This window comes from Pseudoalteromonas sp. T1lg24, assembly GCF_002964745.1.
GTDB lineage: Bacteria > Pseudomonadota > Gammaproteobacteria > Enterobacterales > Alteromonadaceae > Pseudoalteromonas > Pseudoalteromonas spongiae.
This window is the reverse complement of record NZ_PQCB01000016.1, coordinates 660,382-685,843: the sequence shown is the minus strand read 5'-3', so window position 1 is coordinate 685,843 and position 25,462 is coordinate 660,382. Positions and strand designations below refer to the sequence as shown.

Below are 25,462 nucleotides of genomic sequence, written 5' to 3'. Positions count from 1 at the left end.
TGGTGCGGAAGGAGAGACTTGAACTCTCACATCCGAAGATACTGGAACCTAAATCCAGCGCGTCTACCAATTCCGCCACTCCCGCATATTACTTAAGTATATATGGAACCTAAATCCATCGTCTATTTCAAGACATCTGCCAATTCCATTACTTTCGCATAGGGTATCTCTAAGAAGATTTGGCTGGAGTACCAGGATTTGAACCTGGGAATGGCGGGATCAAAACCCGCTGCCTTACCGCTTGGCGATACTCCAACGATTACTCTTTCGAGAAAGCGATTAGTTTAGTTCTTATCGAGAACATGGTGCGGAAGGAGAGACTTGAACTCTCACATCCGAAGATACTGGAACCTAAATCCAGCGCGTCTACCAATTCCGCCACTCCCGCATATTGCTCTAGTAATGTTGGAACCTAAATCCAGCGTTTAATTCAAAACGTTGGCCAATCCCGCAACTTTCGCATACTTAAACAAAACCATGGTAGCATGTTATAAAACATGGTGGCTACGCCCTGATTTGAACAGGGGACCCCATCATTATGAGTGATGTGCTCTAACCAGCTGAGCTACGTAGCCATGTTTTGTTCGTTGTCATCATCGCTGATGCGGGGCGTATTATGCTGATTACCCCCAAATCCGTCAACACCTTTTTTTCAAAAAAATGAATATTCCGAGTTGTTTGCGTTTTTTTTATTCGAACTGAACAAAAAACCGCAAAACAGAAGGTTGTTTAAGTTAAATATTATACAAAGCGTACTGTTGGAATTTAAATATTTAAAAGTCTTCATTCATTTTTACTTGTGGATGCTGTGTATTTTATTGCGTTAAGAAGTGAAAATAGCAACGCTAAGAAATATTGCTAGATTAACTTTTAAGCATATCTAAATATCAAAGTGGCATTATTATCAACCGTAAGGTTGCCAGTGATTGCAAATCTGGATAACGAATGTCTTTATAGCATTGTTATCACGCAATTTTGCGATAGTTTTATTTGTAATAGAGGCGCACTTTTACTTCACGAAAATGAGCCTTACATTGAGCAAAACCCTTGATTGCAGTAAAAACCGGTTTTCTAAGTTGAGGTGCTTTACTATTTTGAGTACACACCTGAAATTGAGTTTAATAAATTAATCAGGGTTTGTGAGATGGATAAATTGGGATTTGCTTCAGATAAGCACGCTTAGTTGATGGGTGAATATTTGAATTTAGTATTAAAGCTGTCTTGGCGCCCTAGCATGGGCCAGTAGAAAGAAAAAAGGCCCGCAAATGCGAGCCTTTTTAAACACTATTTTCTTATACGTTAAATAAGAAGTTCATTACATCGCCATCTTTAACAATGTAATCTTTACCTTCTTGACGCATTTTGCCTGCTTCTTTAGCACCTGATTCGCCTTTGAACTCAATGTAGTCATCAAAGCCGATAGTTTGAGCACGAATAAAGCCGCGTTCAAAGTCAGTGTGGATTTTACCTGCAGCTTGCGGCGCCGTTGCACCGACAGGAATAGTCCATGCACGTACTTCTTTAACACCAGCAGTGAAGTAGGTTTGTAAGTTAAGCAATTCATAGCCCGCGCGAATTACACGGTTTAAACCTGGCTCTTCTAAGCCTAAGTCATCCATAAACTCTTTTTTGTCTTCGTCGTCTAATTCTGAAAGCTCAGCTTCGATTTCAGCACATACAGGTACAACTACCGCATTTTCTTGTGCTGCAATCTCACGCACTTTATCTAAGAATGGGTTATTCTCAAAACCATCGTCATTTACGTTGGCAATGTACATTGTCGGCTTAATCGTTAAGAAGTTGATGTACTGAATTGCTGCTTTTTCTTCTTTTTCGAGCTCTAATGAACGAAGTGTAAGGCCTTCATCAAGGTGCGCTTTCACTTTTTCAAGCACAACGAGTTCGAATTTCGCGTCTTTGTCGCCGCCTTTTGCTTTTTTAGCGTTACGTTGCACTGCACGATCAGCCGCTTCCATATCAGCAAGTACTAATTCAGTGTTGATAACGTCAATATCGTCCGCAGGGTCAATTTGACCTGCAACGTGTACAATGTTTTCATTTTCAAAACAACGTACAACGTGACCAATTGCGTCAGTCTCGCGAATATTTGCAAGGAATTGGTTACCTAAACCTTCACCTTTCGATGCACCTTTTACAAGACCTGCAATATCAACAAATTCCATTGTTGTTGCCAGTACTTTCTGTGGATTTACGATAGCAGCGAGTTGATCTAGGCGTGAATCTGGAACCGCTACAACGCCTGTATTTGGTTCGATGGTACAAAATGGAAAGTTTGCAGCTTCGATACCAGCCTGCGTAAGTGCATTAAATAGTGTTGATTTACCTACATTTGGTAGACCAACGATGCCACATTTAAAACCCATAATAATAAACCTTAAACTAAGTTAAACCAGTCTTAAGCGACTGGTTTAAATGTATGTAATCTGTTTTGTGCTTTTAACACACCGTCTTTTGCTAGTATTTCCATGCAGCGAACTGCCTCATCCACCACATCATCAATTAAAGCTTGATCTGCGGCAGGTGCTTTTCCTAGTACCCAGCCAGTGACTTTGTCTTTATGACCTGGGTGACCAATACCAATTCGCAAACGCATAAATTCTTTTTGGTTTGCCATTTTACTAATGATGTCTTTTAGTCCGTTATGGCCGCCGTGTCCACCGCCTTTTTTAATTTTGGCAATACCAGGCTCAAGGTCCATTTCATCGTGTGCGACTAAAATATTTTCAACAGGAATTTTGTAAAAATTGGCTAAACTACTGACCGCTTTACCACTTAAGTTCATAAAAGTAGTAGGTATCAATAATTTGAATTCTTGATTTTGGATAATCACTTTGCCAACTAGGCCGTGATGTTTAGAATCGTGTTTGAGAATGCAGTTGTAACGTTTGGCAAGTTCTTCGATGAACCATGCACCAGCATTATGACGGGTTTTTGCGTATTCGGGGCCTGGATTAGCCAGGCCCACAAGCATTTGAATATTATTCAAGGTGCTAACACCTTAATAATTATTCTGCAGCTTCTTCTGAAGCTTCTTCAGAAGCAGCGCCTTTAGGAGCGTTTAAAGTCACAACTGCTTGGTCGTGATCTGCACCTTTAGCAAGCTCAACTGAAACAACGCCAGCTGGAAGAGCGATATCAGAAAGGTGTACAGTTGCACCAACTTCTAACGCAGCAACGTCAACTTCGATGAACTCAGGAAGTTGTGCTGGAAGACATGTGATTTCGATTTCAGTTACAAGGTGAGCAACAGTGTTACCGCCTTTAGTTGCAGCTTCTTCGTTAAGGAAGTGTACAGGAACCTTAGTGTGGATCTTGTGGTTAGCGTCAACGCGTTGGAAATCTAAGTGCATTACTTTAGGCTTGAACGGGTGACGTTGGATATCTTTAAGGATAGCTTCAACTTTTTCACCGCCAATGTTTAAAGTAAGGATGTGGCTGTAGAAACCTTCATCTTCTTGCGCTTTGATCACTTTGTTGTGAGCTAGAGTAAGAGATACAGCTTCTTTTTCTGCACCGTAAAGAACAGCAGGAACTTTGTCAGCACGGCGTAGGCGGCGGCTCGCACCAGTACCTAAGTCAGAACGTACTTCTGCATCTAATGTGTATAATTCGTTAGACATGAATGTCTCCAATATTTTAATTAAAGTATGTTGAAAGCTTCGCGACCAAAGCTCTCACCTAAAAAAGGCGCGCTATAGTAACACTGCAACCTAATAAAAGAAACCATTATTGTACTTTTAAAAAGCGAAGGGTGAAATGCTGGTTTCATGATTGCAAAACCTAATGGCATAATTAGATTAACTCGATAATCAAAGCAAGTATCACGTGCCCTATCAATTAAGACCTTATCAGCAAGAAGCGGTTGAAAAAACCTTAGCTCACTTTCGCAAAAGCAATCACTCAGCGGTTATTGTATTACCCACAGGGTCAGGGAAAAGTTTAGTCATTGCCGAACTCGCGCGTCTTGCACGTAAAAAAATATTGGTGGTGACACATGTTAAAGAGCTTGTGGAGCAAAACCATGAAAAATATGAAAGTTTTGGCTTAAAAGCGAGTGTTTATTCGGCAGGGCTTAAACAAAAGTCGCTTGCACACCAGGTTACCTTTGCCAGCGTTCAGTCACTTGGGCAAAACCTTGATGCGCTAAATGACGAGTATTCATTGGTGATTATCGATGAATGCCACCGCGTCTCTGGCGATGATAATTCACAATATCAAAAGTTGATTGCCCATATAAAAGGGAAGAACTCTGAGTTAAAAGTGCTGGGTCTAACCGCCACACCTTATCGTTTAGGACTTGGTTTTATTTATCGTTTTCATTACCACGGCTTTGTAAGGGGAGATAAAAATGCCCCGTTTGAACATTGCATTTATGAACTGCCATTAAGGTATATGATTAAGCATCAATACCTTACGCCACCAAAATTAATCAACGCCGCAATCACGCACTATGACTTTGATTCACTCAGTAAAGATGCGTTTGGGCGTTTTAGCGAACGTGATCTCAACCAACTGCTGCAAGAAAATCAGCGTGCAACTAAAGCGATTATTAATCAGGTGCTTGAGCTATCTGACTCATGTCAGGGTGTGATGATTTTTGCTTCAACCATTCAACACGCACAAGAGATCATTGAATATTTACCAAAAACGCAAAGTGCGCTAGTGATTGGTGATACCCATAACGCTGAACGCGATGCAATTATTCGTCGATTTAAAGCAAAAGACATTAAATATTTGGTGAATGTATCAGTACTCACTACAGGCTTTGATGCACCGCATGTGGATTTTATCGCTATTTTAAGGCCAACCGAGTCGGTTAGCTTGTATCAACAAATTGTGGGGCGGGGTTTACGCCTTGCTGAAGGTAAAACCGAATGCTTGGTCATTGATTATGCCGCTAATGGCTTTGATTTATTTCACCCCGAGGTTGGCAGCGTTAAACCTAATAGTGACAGTGAGCCCGTGCAGGTGCTGTGCCCCGGTTGTGGTTTTGCTAACACCTTTTGGGGTAAAACCGATAGTGATGGCAAAGTCATAGAGCATTTTGGTCGTCGTTGTCAGGGGATCTTAGAAGACGAGGGGCATAGCGAGCAGTGTGATTTTCGCTTTCGCTATAAAGAATGTGAGCAGTGTGGCGCACAAAATGATATTGCCGCGAGGCAGTGTCATCAGTGCCATCAACCTATTGTTGATCCTGATGATAAGTTACGTGATGCGCTTAACTTAAAAAATGCGCTGGTATTACGTGTCAGTGGCATGCAGTTAGAAGCACATAATCAGCGACTGAAAGTGATTTATCATGATGAAGATGGTGCTGACTTGAGCGAATACTTTAGCTTATCGTCAGACAAAGCGTCGTTTTATTTTAAACGGCAGTTTTTGCGCGTGGGTGTTACCAGTAAAATTGATTTTTCTAATCCTAACTCAATCGTTACTAATCAATCATTACTTAAGGTGCCGGACTTTGTGGTTGCAAAACGAGACAAAGGTAAACATAAAGTGGTAGAGCGAATTTTTGACTACCAAGGGCAATTTAGAAAAGCACATGAGTTAAGATAAAAAATTTATATAAAACAAACAATAAGTATTTGGCGCTTGTTCAAAAATAGAACTAAACTCTAAGAAAAAAAACAGGCAGGGACGATGTTTTCAAGTACTAGAATTACCTTTCGCGTAACGCTCGCGTTTATTTGTTTATTAATCGCTGTAATTACTGCATGCGTTGCTATTGGCTTACAATATTACTTTTCAAAACAAATTACGGTAAGCGCCAGTCAGCAGTTTGCTGAACAAGTAGCCAAGCAAGTTGAGTTATCAGTATCAAAAATGGATGATACTGCGAAAAATACCGCATCATTACTCGCTAAATATTCATCGTTAATTGAAGGTCATACGCTTGTTGGCAAAGCAGACCAAATTCTCACCGATTTACTTATTGACCATAATGATTTTTACGCTATTTATTATGGGTTTGATAATGGCGATTTTTATGAGTTGATTAATCTTGAGACCAACCAAAAAGTCCGGAAACAGCTCGATGCCGCAATGGAAGACCGGTTTGTTAAAATACATATTTATACCGATGGTGAACAAAGAGTTAGAAAAACTGAGTACCTTAACGATAAATTGCAGGTAAGACACAGCAAAATTGAAGAGAGTGATTACGATGCAAGTAGCAGGCATTGGTTTATTAACGCCAATACAAAACGTGTTGTAAAATCCCCACCTTATCTATTTCATCATTTACAGGCTTCTGGCCAAACCTATTCGAAGATTGTTCATGGCACCAACCATGTTGTGGCCGTTGACTTAACATTGCAAACAATCGCTAAACAGCTTAATGGCAGCTTTGAGCATAATCGCAACTCAGACAGTATTGAAGCGTATATTTATGATAGTCAGGGTGAGTTACTGCTCAGCAATTTAAATGGCAAAGATAACGCAGCGCTTAATGTTGAGCCGTTAACGCTTTCTAGCGAGCAGCAAGCATTAGTAAAGGAAATTGGCTCTCTTAGTGTAAGTAATGAAATAAATTGGGCGCCGGTCGACTTTTCCATTTCAGGTATGCCGAAAGGGTATACACCAACATTAATCTCTTTACTCGGGCAAAAACTTAACTTAGAGATTAATTTTATCAATGGTTATACGTGGTCTGAGTTAGTTTCTTTGTATCAAAATGATAAAATTGATGTGTTGCAGCCAGTGCATCAAACATTAAGCAATAAACAATGGGGCGTATACTCTAAACCTTTGCTTAATTTGCCACTGACACTTGCAACCTTACCCGAAAACAAGACGATTTCATCGCTTTCTGATCTTAATAATAAACGATTAGCCATTCCTGAAGGCTGGTCACTGATTGCAGCAATAAAGCACAGTTACCCAGAAATCACCATTGTTGAAGTAGCCGACTTACAAATGGCATTGTTAGCAGTTAAAAATGACACAGTAGATGCCGCAATTGATAGTCAGTTGATATTAGCTTATACGGCGAAGATGTTTTTTATTGACGGGCTGCAATTTCATACAAATATTGATGCGAGCTTATTAAGTTTTGATACACACCTTCGTATGGTGGCAAAAGACAACAAAATTATTGAACTGCTAAACTTTGCACTTGAAAATGTAACGCAACAGGAACTTGCTTATTTATCTGAGCAGTGGCTAACGTTTGACCGAAGCGCTAAGGCCGTGGATGCCTCAACGGTTGTGCCTTATAAGCAATTAATTACTCTGTCAAAAGACAATGCTAACCACAATCGCTTACAAGTTATCGAAATTGAAAATACCGACTATTTACTTTTTATCGCACCTACAACGCTTGGTACAGAAGAACAAAATTACTTAGCCTTGCTGATCCCCACTAAGCTCGCGTATTCAGAGGGGCTAAGCTATGTCACTAAATCAATAATCGTGACAACTATTATTTTATGTTTGTTAATGCCATTAACCTATTTTGTTGCGAGTCCCATTGTCGCTGCAATGCGCCGTTTAAGTGCTGAGAATACAAAAATAAAACAACGAAAATATAACGCAATCGACGTTGAGCATAGCTTTATTAAAGAAATTGACGATGTGTTTGAGTCGCTCAATCAAATGGCCGAATCTATTCAAGAACATGAAGCAAAACAAGCAGAATTGCTCGATTCCTTTGTAAAATTAATCGCGCAAGCAATCGATGATAAATCACCTTACACAGCCGGCCACTGCAACCGTGTACCAGAACTGGGCCTTATGCTTGTGGGTCATGCGAGTGATTGCGACGAACCTCACTTTAAAGCATTTAAACTGGATACCGATGATAAAAAACGAGAGTTCAAATTAGCTGCATGGTTACATGATTGCGGCAAAATAATAACGCCAGAGCACATTGTTGATAAAGGTACTAAGTTAGAATGTATTTATAACCGTATTCACGAAATAAGAATGCGTTTTGAAGTCTTATTACGCGACGCAGAAATTAGTTTTTATAAGCAGTTGCAGCAACAACCAGAACGCGAAAGCGAATTACAACTTGAGCTAAATGCTACTCAGCAAGCGCTTTACGAAGAGTACGAATTTGTTGCCAAAATTAACCAAGGTGGCGAATTTATGGAAGAAGACAAAATAACGCGCTTAGAAGAAATCGCAAAACGTACATGGCTGCGCCATTTCAGTGATAAAAAAGGATTATCACCGCTTGAAGAGTTAAAGAATGATCAACCTGATGACGTATTGCCAATTACTGAGCACTTATTAGCTGATAAAGAAGGTCACATCATCAAACGAGAGCAGGCGGTTGAGTATGCGCCTCATTTAGGTATCAATATTGAAGTGCCTGAGTATAAAGCGAATTTAGGCGAGTTGTATAACCTTAAAATTGGCCGTGGCACACTGACCGCGGAAGATCGTTTTATTATTAACGAGCACATTATCGGCACAATTAAAATGCTTGATTCGTTGCCTTTCCCATGTGAATTATCGAATGTGCCACGTTATGCCTCTACTCACCATGAAACACTTAAAGGAACGGGGTATCCACGCAAGTTAACAGGGGATGATTTATCAATTCCCGAGCGTATTTTGGTACTTGCAGATATATTTGAAGCACTTACCGCATCCGATAGACCGTATAAAAAGGCAAAACCCCTTAGTGTGGCGATTGATATTTTGCATAAAATGTCACTCGATCAGCATGTTGATATTGAAGTGTTTAAGCTCTTTTTACGCTCTGGCGTGTATAAACAATATGCACAAAAGTATATGCCAAAAGAACAAATTGATGAGATTGATTTAACTAAATACTTATAGCCTATGATATAGGTTTTATAACTGCGTGAGTATGTTAACAAAGCGAATGCATTATTAAATGTGTTGAAAATTAGATAGCTCATGGTCGAATTTTTCGCTTGGCTTTTGGTGTGTTTAGCTATATCTGCAACTGAAATAGCATGGTTATAAGAAATTAAAAAAGGCTTGTTAAAAGCCTTTTTTAATTTCTTGAGATGTAACCTAATTTGGTTGATTTTGCCTAACTTAGGTCGCGACGATGGGTTACTTGTTCACACAGTCGCTTTAAATACTATCCGCAGTTGAGAGCGGACAACGGGCAATTTCTGTTATTTCACCGTTTGCATCTTCTTGCTCTAAAATCACGTCAAACCCCCATAAACGATATAAATGTTTAATCACTTGGTCTTTAGTGTTCGCAAGCGGTATATCGTTATGTGGCGTATAACGCAGTGTAAGCGCACGGTCGCCTCTTACATTAACATTAAACACCTGAATGTTGGGTTCTAAATTACTTAGGTTATATTGCTCAGAGAGTGCCTGACGAATGGCGTGGTAGCCGGATTCATTGTGAATTGCACTGACTTCTAAATGGCTTTCTTTCTCGTTATCTAAGATAGAAAAAAACTTAAAGTCGCGCATTAACTTAGGCGATAAAAACTGACTGATAAAACTTTCATCTTTGAAATTTTCCATCGCAAAATGCAAAGTATCGAGCCAATTACTGCCAGCGATTTCAGGAAACCACCGTTTGTCTTCATCTGTTGGGTTTTCGCATATACGACGAATATCCACCATCATATTAAAACCGAGGGCATAGGGGTTAATGCCAGAATAGTAGGGCGAGTTGTAAGGCGGCTGATACACAACATTAGTATGGGATTGCAGCACTTCTAACATAAAGGCATCACTTAACTTTCCCTCATCGTACAAGTGATTAAGTAAGGTGTAGTGCCAAAATGTTGCCCAACCTTCATTCATTACTTGAGTTTGCTTTTGTGGGTAAAAATATTGCGAAATTTTGCGCACAATACGGATTATTTCGCGTTGCCATATTTCGAGTAATGGTGCTCGTTTTTCAATAAAATAAAGAATATTCTCTTGTGGCTCACTGGGAAAGCGTGCGGCTTGTGTTTCAGCTTCGTTTTGTTGTGAGGGAATGGTTTTCCACAATTCATTTACTTGAGATTGTAAGTAATCTTCGCGTTCTTTCTGCCTTTTTTGTTCTTCAAAAAGGGATATTTGTTGAGGTCGTTTGTAGCGGTCTACACCATAATTCATTAATGCATGGCACGAGTCGAGTAGTTTTTCGACTTCTTCAACGCCGTACTTTTGTTCACATTCGGCTATATAATTTTTAGCAAACAGTAAATAATCAATTATAGAGCTTGCATCGGTCCAGGTTTTAAAAAGGTAATTACCTTTAAAAAATGAATTATGCCCATAACACGCGTGTGCCATAACCAGTGCTTGCATTGGCATGGTGTTTTCTTCCATTAGGTATGCAATGCACGGATCTGAATTGATTACAATTTCGTAGGCAAGTCCCATTGCACCACGCTTGTAGTTTTGCTCTGTTTGAATAAATTTTTTGCCAAAAGACCAATGATTATAGCCAATAGGCATGCCAACACTGGAGTAGGCATCCATCATTTGCTCTGCGGTAATTACTTCAATTTGATTAGGGTAAGTATCGAGGCGGTAAATCTCAGCAACCCTAGCAATCTCGGTTTGGTATTCTCCGAGTAAATCGAATGTCCAATCAGGACCATCGCTTAGTACTTTTTTACTCATAACTAGTCCTTGAAAATTAAGCTACATCTGCGGTGGTATCTTTTTTAAATAACTCTCTGAATATAGGGTAAATGTCTTCCACAGATTTAATGTGTTGAATGGCGAAGTTTTCATGGGTATCGGCGAGCACTTGATATTCACGCCATAAGCTTTGATGTGCTCGTGTGGTGATTTCGATATAAGCGTAATAGCGCGTAACAGGCAGAATTTTATTTGTAAGCCAATCACTGCATTGTGGCGAATCATCAGCCCAGTTATCACCATCAGATGCTTGCGCAGCATAAATATTCCACTGTTCCGAGTCATAGCGCTCTTTGATTATTTCGTCCATGAGCTTTAATGCGCTTGATACGATTGTGCCCCCCGTTTCTTGCGAATAGAAAAACTCGTGTTCATCGACTTCTTTCGCTTGGGTATGGTGACGAATGTAAACAACTTCGATGTCTTTGTAGGTACGGGTTAAAAATAAATAAAGCAAAATATAAAACCGTTTTGCGGTTTCTTTGGTTGCTTGATCCATCGAGCCCGACACATCCATTAAGCAAAACATCACAGCTTTAGAACTTGGCTCAGGGCGCTTCTCATAGTTTCTAAAACGTAAATCAAAGGTATCAATAAACGGTACTGTGGCAATTTTATTTTTAAGTTGCTCTATTTCTTTTTCAAGTAGGGCAATTTCGCTTTGGTTGTCCTTTTTGTTTTTTGTAAGCTCAGCAAGTTTTTGCTCAAGTTCAGCTAATTGACGCTTTTTGCCTGCGGTCATGGCAATGCGTCTTGCGACTGAGCCTTGCAATGAACGAACAATATCAATATTTGAGGGCACTCCATCGTTACTGTAACCAGCACGATGGGTTTTCATTTGAACTAACTTGTTGAGTTGATTCTGTTTCAAGTTTGGCAGTGCAAGATCTTCAAACAGCAAGTCTAAGTATTCATCTTTTGAAATGGAAAAAACAAAATCATCTTGGCCTTCTCCAGAGTCACTGGCATCACCTTCGCCACCACCTTGACCTTGTCCGCCAAGGGGGCGTTTTATTCTGTCCCCTTGACTGAATTGGTCATTGCCTGGATGCACCATATCGCGTTTGCCACCTTTACCTTGATGGAAAATAGGCTCTTGCATATCACGACTTGGAATCGAAATACTTTCGCCTGTTTCCACGTCAGTTACGCTGCGTTTGGCAATCGCATCGGAAACCGCCTCTTTAATTTGGCGTTTGTAACGCTTAATAAAACGTTGGCGGTTAACCGTATTTTTGTTTTTCCCGTTTAAGCGTCGGTCAATAAAATGTGCCATATACGCCTCCGTAGGTCTTCTTTACAATTACTACTAACTTACTGTGACTTACGAACTCGTAAATACCATTCACTGAGCAAACGAACTTGTTTAGCTGTATAGCCTTTTTCAACCATGCGGTTAACAAAGTCCTCGTGCTTTTGTTGATCTTCGGCGCTGGTTTTTGCATTGAATGAAATAACAGGCAGTAGATCCTCGGTATTTGAGAACATTTTCTTTTCGATGACCGTTCTTAATTTTTCATAGCTCGTCCAAACAGGGTTTTTACCATTGTTGTTAGCACGAGCTCTTAAAACAAAGTTTACGATCTCGTTGCGGAAATCTTTTGGATTAGAAATTCCCGCTGGCTTTTCAATTTTCTCTAGTTCTGCATTGAGTGCAGCTCTATCAAATAATTGGCCTGTATCTGGGTCGCGGAACTCCTGATCTTGGATCCAGAAATCGGCATAGGTTACATAACGGTCGAAAATGTTTTGGCCATATTCAGAATAGGATTCTAAATAAGCGGTTTGAATTTCCTTACCGATAAACTCCACATACTTCGGAATTAAGAAACCTTTTAAGAACTCAAGGTAGCGCTCTTGGGTTTCTTGTTGGAATTGTTCGCGCTCAATTTGTTGCTCTAGCACATAGAATAAATGAACTGGATTGGCTGCCACCTCAGTATGGTCAAAGTTGAAAACACGCGATAAAATCTTAAAGGCAAAACGCGTTGATAGGCCGTTCATGCCTTCGTCAACACCGGCGTAATCTTTGTATTCTTGGAACGATTTAGCCTTAGGATCGGTGTCTTTTAAGCTCTCGCCATCGTACAACGCGCATTTTTGAATAAAGACTTGAATTTTCAGGCTCTTTAATTCGTGATAACACTGAAAACTGCGCTAGCGTCTCTAGTGTACCTGGGGCACATGGCGCTTCGTTTAGTTCTGAGTGTTGTAGTAGTTTTTCGTAAATTTTCATTTCTTCAGAAACACGCAGGCAATAAGGCACTTTCACAATGTAAACACGGTCTAAAAACGCTTCGTTGTTTTTATTGCCTTTAAACGTTTGCCATTCTGATTCATTAGAGTGAGCCAAAATCATACCATTGAAGGGCAGAGCAGAGAGACCTTCGGTACCATTGTAGTTACCCTCTTGGGTTGCGGTTAATAATGGGTGAAGCACTTTAATTGGTGCTTTAAACATTTCAACAAATTCCATTAAACCTTGGTTAGCATGGCAAAGTGCACCGGAATAGGCGTATGCATCCGCATCGCTTTGCGCAAAGTGTTCAAGCTTACGAATGTCTACTTTACCTACAAGCGCGCTGATGTCTTGGTTATTCTCATCGCCAGGTTCAGTTTTCGCGATAGCAACTTGGTCTAGAATAGATGGGTAACGTTTTACTACTTTAAATTTCGTAATATCACCGTTGAATTCGTGCAGGCGCTTAGTGGCCCACGGTGACATAATTGTTTTTATGTATCGATTGCTAATACCATATTCTTTTTCGAGGATATCGCCGTCTTCTACTGGGTCGAATAAGCAAAGGGGGTGATCATTTACAGGGGAATCTTTAAGGCAATAAATAGGTACTTTTTGCATTAGGTACTTTAGCTTTTCAGCAAGCGACGACTTACCACCACCTACAGGGCCAAGTAAATAAAGTACCTGTTTGCATTCTTCAAGCCCTTGCGCTGCATGCTTTAAGTAGGCAACGATTTGTTCAATGCTTTCTTCCATGCCATAAAATTCTTTAAAGGCAGGGTAGCGCGCAATAACACGGTTAGAAAAAATACGACTGAGTGTTGGATCTTGTGATGTATCCACCATTTCAGGCTGCCCAATCGCCATTAATAACCGCTCTGCTGAGCTGGCATAGGCGGATTTATCTTCTTTACAGATCTCGAGAAACTCAGCAATAGTAAATTCTTCTTCTTTTGCGGCTTCGTAACGAGATTGGAAATGATCAAAAATTGTCATATAGACCTCCTAAATACCGGAAATTTTGCAACAGCAATAAAACTAGCCACTATTTATAAGGTTAGACGGGATTTTTGATTGTGCGAGATAAATAAAAGATATTTAAAGAAAAAACTTTACTATATTTCAGAGCGTTGAATATTATGCAATAGTCGGTGAGGAATTATGAAAAGTGCTGGGAAATGTCAGTAAAACGCATGCGCTTTACTGACAAAAATAGGAATTAAGCTAGGTTTGCGTTTGCAAATTCCCAGTTAACTAGTGCCCAGAAACCGTTTAGGTATTCAGGACGCACGTTACGGTAATCGATGTAGTAAGCGTGCTCCCAAAGGTCAACAGTGATGATTGGCGTAACACCCGCTTCAGTTAGTGGTGTAGCCGCATTTGACGTGTTAACGATGTCTAGGCTGCCGTCAGCTAGTTGTACTAACCATGTCCAGCTTGAACCAAAGTTGTTAACAGCTTTGTCGTTGAAAGCAGCTTGGAATTCAGCGAAAGAACCCCATTTTGCGTTGATTAGCTCAGCAACTTTACCTGTTGGCTCGCCACCACCGTTTGGTGAAAGGCTGTTCCAGTAGAATGTGTGGTTCCAGATTTGTGCTGCGTTGTTGAATACACCACCTTCAGAGCTACATACTACTTCTTCAAGAGTTTTGCCTTCGAAGTCAGTGCCTTCTACTAGACCATTTAGTTTTACAACGTATGTGTTGTGGTGCTTACCGTGGTGGAACTCTAGTGTTTCTTTTGAGATATGCGGCTCAAGCGCATCGATTGCATATGGTAGTGACGGTAGTTCAAAAGCCATTTTATTTCTCCGTTGGCGTTAAAAAAGCGGACAACATTTTACATGAAGATGTCCGATATAAGTGTTAAACTATACCCGAGTATTTTACTCAAGTTTTTATAAACAGCAATGCTAGAAATAATTTGCGGTTATATTATAAACAGTTAGTTACATTTTAACTGTTATTCAACGCGTCTAGCATAGTATTAACTTAAAGAAAATTCACCTATTGTGATAGGGTGCATTTAACTTTGTTGATATTTTTTCAGCTAGGTATTTGAGCTAAGGCCTAACGCGCGATTATCGGCTCGTTTTAACCGATGTAATTGATAATTTAGTGTGTGAGATGTGTATGGTCAAATGCCTGCCAATAGATGCGAATAGGCCTATTGGCATGTTGAAAAAGAGTAATAATCGACAATGAAACTGCGCTAGTGTGCCAAATAAGGCGAGTAAATCACTCGGTTGAATTGCTAAACAAAGATAAATTACGCCAAAAGGTGTCGAGGTAGTAAATGGAAACGTTAGACAAGATTAAGCAACAGATCGCAGAAAACTCAATTCTACTTTATATGAAGGGCTCTCCAAAATTACCGAGCTGTGGTTTTTCATCTCAAGCGTCACAAGCTTTAATGGCATGTGGTGAGCAATTTGCATACGTTGATATTCTTCAAAACCCTGATATCCGTGCAGAGTTACCAGCTTATGCAAACTGGCCTACGTTCCCACAGTTATGGGTTGAAGGTGAGCTAATTGGTGGTTGTGACATTATTGTTGAAATGTTCCAACGCGGTGAACTACAACCTTTAATCACTGAAGTAGCCGCTAAAAATAAAGAAGCAGAATAATATTACGTTAAGTAGTAATTGATTTTGTGGTATTTTTGCTAAGCTTAAATCATTAGTATGATGTTTTAAGCTTAGTATGACTTTTCAACCTTATTATATTCCTCTCGTTGTTACGCTGTTTTTATTGAGTTTAGAGAGCGTTGCAAAATCATTTGAACTTTCATATCAACATCAGCAACAAACTAAAACGATCACCGTTAATCAGCCCTCTGCCAACCGTTTTGAAATAGCCCGTGAATTACCACAGCAATTAAGTTTAGTGACACTTGATTGGCCGCCATACATTGACCGTAATTTATGTAACAAAGGTTGGGTATTCACACTTACCGCTGCGCTATTTAATGAACTTGGGTTTGGTATTAGTGTCGAGTTTTTTCCTTGGGCTCGCTCGGTACGCATGGCTGAATTAGGGCAGGCTGATATTTTGTTTCCAGAATACTTTATAGAAGTGACCGCCCCCAGTGATGTAATAGCGAATAGTTTTAGACGCAACAACTTAGCATTATCGACTCCTTACGCAGGCGGCTTAATTGGGCTAATGAGCCGTGAAAATTATAAAGCAAAGTATGATGGCACTTTTCAATCGATCCAAGGGGCACGAATTGGCGTTGTAAGAGGGTATCAAAATACCCCTGAGTTTGATAAGCACCTTGATCTTGGCTTTTTTAATGCAATTCAAGCGCGCGATGATCAACAAAACCTAAAACTCTTATTGGCGAGTCGGGTAGATTACATTGTTGCTGATCCCAATGTGGTCGATTACCTATTAAGTCACGACGTGCAAGGTGACAAAAATCAAATTAAATTCATTGAACCCGCCTTTCAATATAATGATTTTTACTATGCTATAAGTAAACGCAACGCAATGTGGCAATCGCTGCAAGTTAAAATTAATGCCAAGCTATCAGAGTTTGAGCAAGCCGGAACGATTAAAACCATTCAACAAAACGCTGGAAAGTGTGCGCCCGCAAACTAGCGTCCTGCCTGATGTACAAGATAATTCAAGTTTAAAAAGTGGGTTTTCGGTTAATTGGTATTACCATGAATAAATATTCAAAATCATGAATAGTTTACGTTTACGTAAACTACAATTGAGAGTTGTTTTTATTTACATGGTGTTAATATGATACCGGTGTCAATAAGATCCTATAACCAAGATAACCCCAGTTTAGAGGCTTTTGTCGGCAAATTTGTTGAATTTATGTATAAGTGAAAAATATTCAATAACCTGAATATGTATTCACAATTTGGTTGACTCTAAGCAATATCTTGGTTAATTTTGAGAATCGCGCAAGTGAACACACGGCACGTACCAACATTAGCAACCTTTGTTTCGCGTTAACAAAATCGCTATTACTTATCGAAATGTCATAAAACTTCGATACGGTCATGCCAATACTTCCGTCAATCACAACTGTTTTGTTCACTTGAGCTGTAGCAAGGGAGGAGTCCAACATGTTATATGACTCGAGATTAGAAAAAGATAATTGCGGTTTTGGCCTTATCGCGCACATTGAAGGTCAGCCGAGTCACAAATTAGTTCGCACAGCGATCACTGGGTTAGATCGAATGCAACACCGCGGTGGTATTGCAGCAGATGGTAAAACCGGCGATGGCTGTGGGTTGTTATTGCAAAAACCAGACGGTTTCTTCCGTGCTGTTGCCGCTGAAAACGATTGGCACTTAGGTAAAAACTACGCTGTTGGTATGTTATTCCTAAGTCCTGATCCGGTTATCGCTGAGCACAACAAACAGATTATTAGTGAAGAACTAGAAAAAGAAACGCTAAAACTAGTTGGTTGGCGCGATGTGCCCGTTAATCCAGCAAGTCTAGGACCGATTGCGCTAGAACAATTACCGAATTTTCAACAGGTCTTTATTTCAGCGCCAGAAGGCTGGCGTCCAAAAGATTTAGAGCGCCGTTTGTACATCGCACGCCGTCGCATCGAAAAACAAATTAACGATGATCATTTTTATATTGCGAGCCTATCGGGCTTAGTATCGGTGTATAAAGGCTTAATGATGCCGGCAGATTTGCCGAACTTCTACCTTGATCTAGCCGATATGCGCATGGAATCTGCTATTTGCGTTTTCCACCAACGTTTTTCTACCAATACGCAACCGCGCTGGCCGTTGGCACAACCATTTAGATACCTTGCACACAACGGTGAAATTAACACTATCGAAGGTAACCGCCAGTGGGCAAGAGCGCGCGCATATAAGTTTTCGTCGCCATTACTGCCTGACTTACAAAGCGCGGCACCTTTTGTAAATGAATCGGGCTCAGATAGCTCAAGCTTAGATAATATGCTAGAGCTATTCTTAGCGGGTGGTATGGATATTTTCCGAGCGATGCGCATGCTAGTGCCACCTGCATGGCAGAAAAACCGTGCGATGGATGAAGACTTACGTGCCTTTTATGATTTTAACTCGATGCACATGGAGCCTTGGGATGGTCCTGCAGGGTTAGTAATGTCGGATGGCCGATTTGCTGCGTGTAACTTAGACCGAAACGGGTTACGTCCTGCGCGTTATGTAATTACTAAAGACAATCATATTACTTTAGCGTCAGAAGTTGGTATTTGGGATTACTCTGCTGACGAGGTTAAAGAAAAAGGCCGTGTTGGGCCGGGTGAATTACTCGTTATTGATACATTGCATGGCAAAGTATGGCAATCGTGCGAAATCGACGAAGATTTGAAAAAGCGTCATACCTATAAGCAGTGGTTAACTGATAACGTGAAACGTTTAGTACCATTAGAGGAAATTGACGAGCAAGACCTTATCGGTCAACGTGAATACGACGATGATATGCTGGCGATTTACCACAAGCAGTTTGCTTACAGTAATGAAGAACTTGACCAAGTTATTCGCCCAATGGGTAACTCAGGCCAAGAAGCAACGGGGTCAATGGGCGATGATACGCCATTTGCCGTGCTGTCGTCACACTCGCGTTTAGTGTATGACTATTTCCGTCAAAAGTTTGCGCAGGTGACAAACCCGCCAATTGATCCATTACGTGAAAATCATGTTATGTCACTGGCTACCTGTATTGGTCGTGAACAAAACGTATTTAACGAGACAACAGGCCACGCAAAACGCTTGCAGTTTTCATCGCCAGTATTGACTTACTCTGATATGAGCCAGTTGCTCTCTGCAGATCAGGCGCATTATTCATTTGCCTCATTGTCGATTAATTATGATAAAGATGACTCATTGTTATCGGCAATTGAAAACGTATGTGACCAAGCGGAAGAGTTAGCGCGTCAAGGTACGGTATTGATTGTATTAAGCGATAAGGGTTTAACGCCTGACACCTTACCGATCCCTGCTGCGATGGCGGTGGGTGCGGTGCAACGTCGTTTAGTGAGTAAGAACTTACGCTGTGATACTAACATTATTATTGAAACCGCAAGCTGTCGTGACCCACATCAATTTGCAGTATTGCTCGGCTTTGGCGCTACCGCTATCTACCCATATTTAGCATATGAAACGCTAACACAAATGGTAGACACCGGCATCATCGAAAAATCGTATCGCGATGTGACCTTGGCTTATCGTAATGCAATTAATAAAGGTCTCTACAAAATAATGTCTAAAATGGGCATTAGTACCGTTGCTAGCTACCGTTGTTCAATGCTTTTTGAAGCAGTAGGGTTAAGCGATGAAGTTGTAGACTTATGTTTCTCAGGTGTTGTTTCGCGTATTCAAGGTGCAGACTTTAACGACTTCCACCAAGATCTTATTAATTTATCGCGTAAAGCATGGATCAAGCGCAAGCCGCTCGACCACGGCGGTTTATTAAAATATGTGCATAACGGTGAGTATCACGCGTACAACCCTGATGTGATCCAAACATTGCAAGTAGCCGTGCGCTCAGGTAATTATCAGGATTATCAGAAATATGCGGATTTAGTAAACACCCGTCCAGTCACAAATATTCGTGACCTGTTAAAACTGAAAACAGGGCAAACGGCTATTGATGTGAGTGAAGTGGAAGATGCAACTGAACTCTATAAGCGCTTTGACTCAGCGGCAATGAGTATTGGTGCGTTATCGCCTGAAGCACATGAAGCGCTAGCGATTGCCATGAACCGCTTAGGTGGCTGTTCAAATTCAGGTGAAGGCGGTGAAGATGTAGCTCGCTACGGCACCGAGAAGAACTCGCGCATTAAGCAAGTTGCATCGGGTCGATTTGGTGTAACGCCGCACTATCTAAAAAATGCGGATGTTATTCAGATAAAAGTGGCTCAGGGTGCAAAACCTGGTGAAGGCGGGCAGTTACCGGGTGAAAAGGTGACACCGTACATTGCTAAGCTGCGCTATTCAGTACCTGGCGTAACATTAATTTCGCCACCACCGCATCATGATATTTATTCAATCGAAGATTTAGCTCAGCTTATTTTTGACTTAAAGCAAGTAAACCCAGATGCCATGATTTCAGTGAAGCTAGTATCCGAACCGGGTGTAGGCACAATTGCTACTGGTGTTGCTAAGGCTTATGCCGATCTTATTACCATCGCCGGTTACGATGGTGGTACGGGCGCTTCACCATTAACCTCTGTTAAGTATGCGGGTTGTCCTTGGGAACTTGGCCTTGCAGAAACGCAACAGGCACTGGTTGAAAATGGTTTACGTCATCGTATTCGTTTGCAAACCGATGGTGGTTTAAAAACTGGTTTAGATATTATTAAAGCGGCTATTTTAGGTGCAGAAAGCTTTGGTTTTGGCACCGGACCTATGGTTGCACTTGGCTGTAAATACCTGCGAATTTGTCATTTAAATAACTGTGCAACAGGTGTTGCAACGCAAGACGAAACACTGCGTGCGAAGCATTATCACGGTTTACCAGAAATGGCGATGAACTACTTTAAGTTTATTGCAGAAGAAGCGCGCGAACTTATGGCGAGCTTAGGGGTAACTAAATTAGTTGATTTAATTGGCCGAACCGATCTGCTTGAAGTGCTTGAAGGCACAACAGCAAAACAAAGCAAGCTCGATTTATCGCCTGTTATTGCAAAGCCAAATAATAAGAGTGGTGAAACCTTATATTGCAGTGCGCCAAATACATCGCACTACGAAGGCAAACTTAATGAAAGTTTGTTGGCTCAAGCAAAAGAGGCAATTGAGAGCAAAACGTCTATTAAATTGCGAGCGCCTATTCAAAATACCGATCGTTCAGTTGGTGCGCTGTTATCTGGCTATATTGCAGACCTTCACGGAAATCAGGGGTTAGCGGCCGATCCGATTATTATCGAATTGCAAGGTACTGCAGGCCAATCATTGGGTGTTTGGAATGCGGGCGGTCTTGAACTGCATGTAACTGGTGATGCTAACGATTATGTCGGTAAAGGCATGGCTGGCGGTAAAATTACCGTACGTCCGCCGCTTGGTTCATCGTTTAAATCACATCATGCAACGATTGCAGGTAACACCTGTTTGTATGGCGCAACTGGCGGTAAATTATTTGCTGCAGGCAGAGCGGGTGAGCGCTTTGCGGTACGTAACTCGGGTGCGATTGCGGTAGTAGAGGGACTCGGTGATAACGGCTGTGAATATATGACTGGCGGTATTGTGTGCGTGCTTGGCGATACTGGTATTAACTTTGGCGCGGGTATGACAGGTGGTTTTGCTTACGTACTTGATGAAAAAGGCGACTTTGATAAACGCATCAATACAGAGTTGGTCGAGTTAGTAGAGCTTGCAGATTTAAATATTCATCACGAACATTTACGCGGCTTAATTGGCGAGCATTTAGAAGCAACACAATCAAATCGCGCAGAGCAAATTCTTGCTGATTTTGAGTCATACATTGCGCAATTTAGATTGGTTAAGCCTAAATCGAGTGATGTGAAAGGTTTGCTTGGTCATAGAGCACGTTCAAGTGCTGAATTAAGAATACAGGCGCAATAGGAGAAGTACCATGTCACAAAACGTATATCAATTTATCGATGTGCAGCGTGTCGACCCGCGCAAAAAGCCTATTTCGTCACGTAAAAAACAGTTTGTTGAAATCTACGAACCGTTTTCTGCGAAACAAGTTGATTCGCAAGCCGATCGTTGCCTTGACTGTGGTAATCCATATTGTGAATGGAAGTGTCCTGTACACAACTACATTCCGCAATGGTTAAAACTGATCAAAGCCGGCAAAGTTATCGAAGCGGCTGAATTGTCGCATCGAACTAATAGTTTACCCGAAGTATGTGGACGCGTATGCCCACAAGACCGATTATGTGAAGGTGCATGTACACTCAACGAGGAGTTCGGTGCGGTCACCATAGGTAATATCGAAAAATATATTTCTGATACGGCCTTTGCGATGGGCTGGAAGCCAGATATGTCGCACGTGGTTTGGAGCGATAAGAAAGTTGCTATTATCGGTGCGGGGCCAGCAGGCTTAGGTTGCGCTGATATTCTAGCGCGTAATGGTGTAAAACCTGTGGTGTTTGACCGTCATCCTGAAATTGGTGGTTTACTGACCTTCGGTATCCCATCGTTTAAATTAGAAAAATCGGTAATGGAAAACCGCCGTGAAATTTTCACGGGGATGGGCGTTGAATTTGTGTTAAATACCGAGGTCGGTAAAGACATTGCACTACAAACCATTATTGATGAATACGACGCGGTATTTTTAGCGGTGGGCACTTATCAAAATATGCGTGCAGGTCTTGAAAACGAAGATGCTGATGGTGTGTTTGATGCATTGCCATTTTTAATTGCTAATACCAATTTTCAAATGGGTTACGACGAAACACCAGAATCTTACATCAATATGCAAGGCAAACGCGTCGTTGTGTTAGGTGGTGGTGATACAGCAATGGACTGTGTGCGTACCTCAATTCGTCAAAATGCCAGTAGCGTTGTGTGTGCTTATCGTCGTGATGAAGCCAATATGCCAGGCTCAGTACGTGAAGTAAAAAATGCCAAAGAAGAGGGCGTTGAGTTTATGTTTAATGTACAACCAAAAGGGGTTGTACTTAATGACAGCGGCAAAGTAACTGGCGTAAAAATGGTTAAAACGCAGCTTGGCGAGGCCGATGAAAATGGCCGTCGTCGTGCAGAGGAAGTCGCTGGTTCTGAGCATGTTGTGCCAGCCGATGCGGTGATTATGGCGTTTGGTTTTCAGCCTCATGCAATGCCGTGGTTAAGTAAGTTTGATGTAGAACTTGATAAATGGGGCCGTATTGTGGCACCTGAGCAAGGCGCATATACGCATCAAACATCTAACCCTAAAATCTTTGCTGGTGGCGATGCAGTAAGAGGTTCTGATTTAGTGGTTACCGCTATTTATGAGGGCCGCAACGCAGCAGAAGGCATTATGGATTATCTCGAAGTTTAGTGCTGTATAGCCTGAATGTGGTTAAACATTTAAGGCAGCTTATAACATTAAAAAAGGTGGGCAAATGCCCACCTTTTTTGTATTTATGTTTTTTGCTTAATGATATTGCGACAGTAATTCGGAGGCATTAGTACGGGTAATTTCACTAATATTCGTGCCACCTAATAAGCGTGCAATTTCATCAATTCGTCCCGAGTTATCGAGTACCGACATATGGGTATGCGTGTGGGTGCCATCATCGCTTTTACTGACAAAAAATTGATTATGGCCACTTGATGCTACTTGCGGTAAGTGGGTTACACAAATTACCTGTGTACTGTTGCCTAATTGGCGCAATAATTTGCCAACTGCTGATGCAGTCGGGCCAGAAATACCCACATCGACTTCATCAAAAATTAAGGTTGGTGTAGTCATTTTATCTGCAATAATAACTTCAATGGCAAGACTAATACGTGATAGCTCACCACCCGAGGCTACTTTCACAAGCGGTTGTAAACGTTGACCTGTGTTAGCAGCTACTTGAAAATCTATGCTGTCTAGGCCTTTGCTACTGGTTATCTCTTGTTGCTCAACCACAATGGCAAACTTGGCGTTTTCCATTGATAACATCACTAGTGATTCAGTAACTTGCTTTGATAGTTCATCTGCTGCGACTTTTCGGCTTTGCGAAAGGCGTGTTGCGACAGTCACATAATGTGCTTTAGCTTCGGCGATTTCGCTTTCTAGTGCGGCGAGACGTTCGTCACTTTGTTCAATGTTGGCAAGACTTTGCTTTAGTTCAGCGTGTAAATCTGGAATTGCTTCAGGTGAAATATCGTGTTTTCTTGCCAAATCAAGTGCGCGTGCGATACGGTCATCGAGTTCTGATAACTGCGCAGGGTCGATCTCAATGCTGTCTTGATAATGGCTAAGTTCGCGCGCAGCTTCTTCTAAACTGATACCTGCTTCAAATAATAAGTCGGCGATTGGTGCCAATTTTTTATCTAAACTTGCTAACTCAGCAATTTGGTTTGCGCTCGATTGCACCATAGAGTACGCATTATAATTATCTTGTTGATAAATAATTTGCAGCTCTTTTTGTGTACCTTCAAGCAACGAATTTGCGTTACTTAGCAGCTTATGTTGCTGTTCAATTTCTTCAAACTCACCGTGCTCAAGTGAAAACTCATCTAACTCAGCCACTTGATACTCGAGCAATTGCTTTTCGGCTGCTGCTTGTTGTAGTGACTGACTTAGCGTCGCCTTTTCTTTTTCAAGTGATTGCAGTGCGTTGTATGCTGTTTTAACGTCGTTCACAAGATCAACGTGTCCCGCAAAGCTATCAACTACCGACAATTGATAACCGGCTTTATTGAGCTGTTGGTGCGCGTGTTGGCCGTGAATTGAAATAAGCAGGCTGCCGAGAGATTTTAACTGGCCTGCTGGCACCATTACGCCATTTATATAGGCTTTACTGCGGCCGTTTGCCGATACTACACGGCGAATAATGCATTCGCTACTATCACCTAATTCATGTTCACTAATAAAGTGTTGCGCAGCAGGTAAGTTCTGAATATCAAACACCGCCGAAACTTGGGCTTTATCGGCGCCTTCACGCACCATGCTGGCTTCGGCACGTTCGCCTAAACATAGCGATAGGGCATCAATAGCGATGGATTTACCTGCGCCAGTTTCACCTGTGATAGTTGTCATACCTTGATGCCATTCAATATCAAGGTGTTCAACAATTGCAAAATTTGTTACTTGTAATGATGCTAACATAACTGATTATCCATACAGTACATTAACTGGTAATTTATACAGTAAATAAAAAATAGGCAAGTTAAAAATGAAGATATTTTGTTGTGGAAGAAAAAAGGAGTGAGTAGATGTATTGAAAAGAGATTGCGCTAATGGCTTGTATTTAGCCTTTAGCGCAGATCAAATTAAACGTTTTCTTCGTGAAGTTCCGGCTCAACGTGTTCATCGGTAGATGCAAGTGTTGGCGTTATCACTTGTTGGCTTAATGAAGGCAATTGATGCCAATAAAAATCACTGTTGAATTGGTGGCCAGATGTCGGTAATTGTTCAACAAAGGCGTAAATTTGTTTACTTAACGTTAGTTTATCGTCTGCCGATTCAAACTTTAGCAGCTCATTTTCGAGTAAGTCAGTTAGGTTACCGATGACTTGTTCATAGTGGGTAATGGTTTCATCAGTTTTACGTTGCATTACAAAATAATTGTTGTTGATTTGCGATAACCCACTAATGTCTTTTGGTTTTACAATGCGTGATTTGCCATAGCTTTGCACTATTTTGCTGTAACGAGAGCTAACAACGTCGATACGTTCGCTTTGTTGTTGTTTTTCAAGTGCTAATGCTTTTTTTCGATTGTTATCTATGACTAAAAATGTCGTTAACAGTACAATTAATAAAACGGTGGTTAAAAATACTACAAACCCCACTTTTTCTTTCCTTTCAATTGATTACTCTGAATCTAGCTAAGTAAATTGCGTAACACACTTAGCAATAATGTTTTTGTGCGTTCTAGTTTTATCGGTTTTCCAAGTACAAGACAAATTTGTGCGATAAAATAGGGCTAGTGTACGCACATTTAACGATGTAATGCCTTAGTGTCCGCTAGAGCTTAATTTGTTATGTTGATTTCA

General features: G+C 41.0%; 14 protein-coding genes, 4 tRNA genes and 1 pseudogene. 6 read left to right on the top strand and 13 right to left on the bottom strand.

Annotated features, from left to right (window positions below; translation table 11 throughout):
• The 7 genes from C2M30_RS10525 to C2M30_RS10495 form a co-directional block, all read right to left on the bottom strand.
• Positions 1-85 (bottom strand) — tRNA-Leu (locus tag C2M30_RS10525).
• 95 nt (positions 86-180) lie between these two features.
• Positions 181-255, bottom strand: a tRNA-Gln gene (locus C2M30_RS10520).
• 48 nt (positions 256-303) lie between these two features.
• A tRNA-Leu gene (locus C2M30_RS10515) sits at positions 304-388 on the bottom strand.
• A 110-nt stretch (positions 389-498) separates the two neighbouring features.
• Positions 499-575, bottom strand: a tRNA-Met gene (locus C2M30_RS10510).
• Between the two features lie 717 nt (positions 576-1,292).
• On the bottom strand, positions 1,293-2,384 hold the full coding sequence (gene ychF / locus C2M30_RS10505) for a redox-regulated ATPase YchF (RefSeq protein ID WP_038641060.1): 1,092 nt from the start codon (positions 2,382-2,384) through the stop codon (positions 1,293-1,295).
• 32 nt (positions 2,385-2,416) lie between these two features.
• Positions 2,417-3,007: an aminoacyl-tRNA hydrolase gene (pth, locus tag C2M30_RS10500; protein WP_010560394.1), complete on the bottom strand. Its 591-nt coding sequence runs from the start codon at positions 3,005-3,007 to the stop codon at positions 2,417-2,419.
• Between the two features lie 19 nt (positions 3,008-3,026).
• The gene (locus tag C2M30_RS10495) at positions 3,027-3,641 is read right to left on the bottom strand and encodes a 50S ribosomal protein L25/general stress protein Ctc (protein WP_105171597.1); all 615 of its coding nucleotides are present in this window, start codon (positions 3,639-3,641) and stop codon (positions 3,027-3,029) included.
• Between the two features lie 205 nt (positions 3,642-3,846).
• Here C2M30_RS10495 and C2M30_RS10490 point away from each other — a divergent pair, with 205 nt between their 5' ends.
• Positions 3,847-5,580 carry a DEAD/DEAH box helicase gene (locus C2M30_RS10490; protein WP_105171596.1) on the top strand — a complete coding sequence of 578 codons (1,734 nt, stop codon included), beginning with the start codon at positions 3,847-3,849 and terminating at the stop codon, positions 5,578-5,580.
• An 84-nt stretch (positions 5,581-5,664) separates the two neighbouring features.
• Positions 5,665-8,811 (top strand): HD domain-containing phosphohydrolase, encoded by a 3,147-nt coding sequence (locus tag C2M30_RS10485; protein WP_105171595.1) that lies wholly within the window; start codon positions 5,665-5,667, stop codon positions 8,809-8,811.
• Positions 8,812-9,075: 264 nt separating this feature from the next.
• On the opposite strand, the gene C2M30_RS10480 is transcribed toward C2M30_RS10485, so the two are convergent.
• The 4 genes and pseudogenes from C2M30_RS10480 to C2M30_RS10465 all read right to left on the bottom strand — a co-directional run bounded on the left by C2M30_RS10480 (position 9,076) and on the right by C2M30_RS10465 (position 14,648).
• Positions 9,076-10,584, bottom strand: coding sequence for a SpoVR family protein (locus C2M30_RS10480; RefSeq protein WP_105171594.1), 1,509 nt, complete (start codon positions 10,582-10,584; stop codon positions 9,076-9,078).
• A 16-nt stretch (positions 10,585-10,600) separates the two neighbouring features.
• Entirely contained in the window at positions 10,601-11,881 is a 1,281-nt protein-coding gene (locus C2M30_RS10475; RefSeq protein WP_100913150.1) for a YeaH/YhbH family protein, read from the bottom strand.
• A 38-nt stretch (positions 11,882-11,919) separates the two neighbouring features.
• Positions 11,920-13,843 (bottom strand): annotated as a pseudogene (locus C2M30_RS10470) (PrkA family serine protein kinase).
• A 223-nt stretch (positions 13,844-14,066) separates the two neighbouring features.
• Positions 14,067-14,648, bottom strand: a complete 582-nt coding sequence (locus tag C2M30_RS10465; protein WP_010560387.1) for a Fe-Mn family superoxide dismutase — start codon at positions 14,646-14,648, stop codon at positions 14,067-14,069.
• A gap of 494 nt (positions 14,649-15,142) precedes the next feature.
• On the opposite strand from C2M30_RS10465, the gene C2M30_RS10460 reads away from it, so the two are divergent.
• The 4 genes from C2M30_RS10460 (at position 15,143) to C2M30_RS10445 (ending at position 22,814) form a co-directional block, all read left to right on the top strand.
• Positions 15,143-15,475: a Grx4 family monothiol glutaredoxin gene (locus tag C2M30_RS10460; protein ID WP_010560386.1), complete on the top strand. Its 333-nt coding sequence runs from the start codon at positions 15,143-15,145 to the stop codon at positions 15,473-15,475.
• Between the two features lie 76 nt (positions 15,476-15,551).
• Positions 15,552-16,451, top strand: a complete 900-nt coding sequence (locus C2M30_RS10455; RefSeq protein WP_105171593.1) for a substrate-binding periplasmic protein — start codon at positions 15,552-15,554, stop codon at positions 16,449-16,451.
• Between the two features lie 479 nt (positions 16,452-16,930).
• Positions 16,931-21,388 carry a glutamate synthase large subunit gene (gene gltB / locus C2M30_RS10450; RefSeq protein ID WP_105171592.1) on the top strand — a complete coding sequence of 1,486 codons (4,458 nt, stop codon included), beginning with the start codon at positions 16,931-16,933 and terminating at the stop codon, positions 21,386-21,388.
• A gap of 10 nt (positions 21,389-21,398) precedes the next feature.
• The gene (locus C2M30_RS10445; protein ID WP_105171591.1) at positions 21,399-22,814 is read left to right on the top strand and encodes an FAD-dependent oxidoreductase; all 1,416 of its coding nucleotides are present in this window, start codon (positions 21,399-21,401) and stop codon (positions 22,812-22,814) included.
• Positions 22,815-22,910: 96 nt separating this feature from the next.
• Here the strand turns inward: C2M30_RS10445 and recN are convergent, their stop codons facing one another.
• A complete protein-coding gene (gene recN / locus C2M30_RS10440) occupies positions 22,911-24,575 on the bottom strand; it encodes a DNA repair protein RecN (RefSeq protein WP_105171590.1) in 1,665 nt (554 codons plus the stop codon).
• Between the two features lie 164 nt (positions 24,576-24,739).
• Positions 24,740-25,258, bottom strand: a complete 519-nt coding sequence (locus C2M30_RS10435; protein ID WP_105171589.1) for a hypothetical protein — start codon at positions 25,256-25,258, stop codon at positions 24,740-24,742.
• Positions 25,259-25,462 lie beyond the last annotated feature (204 nt).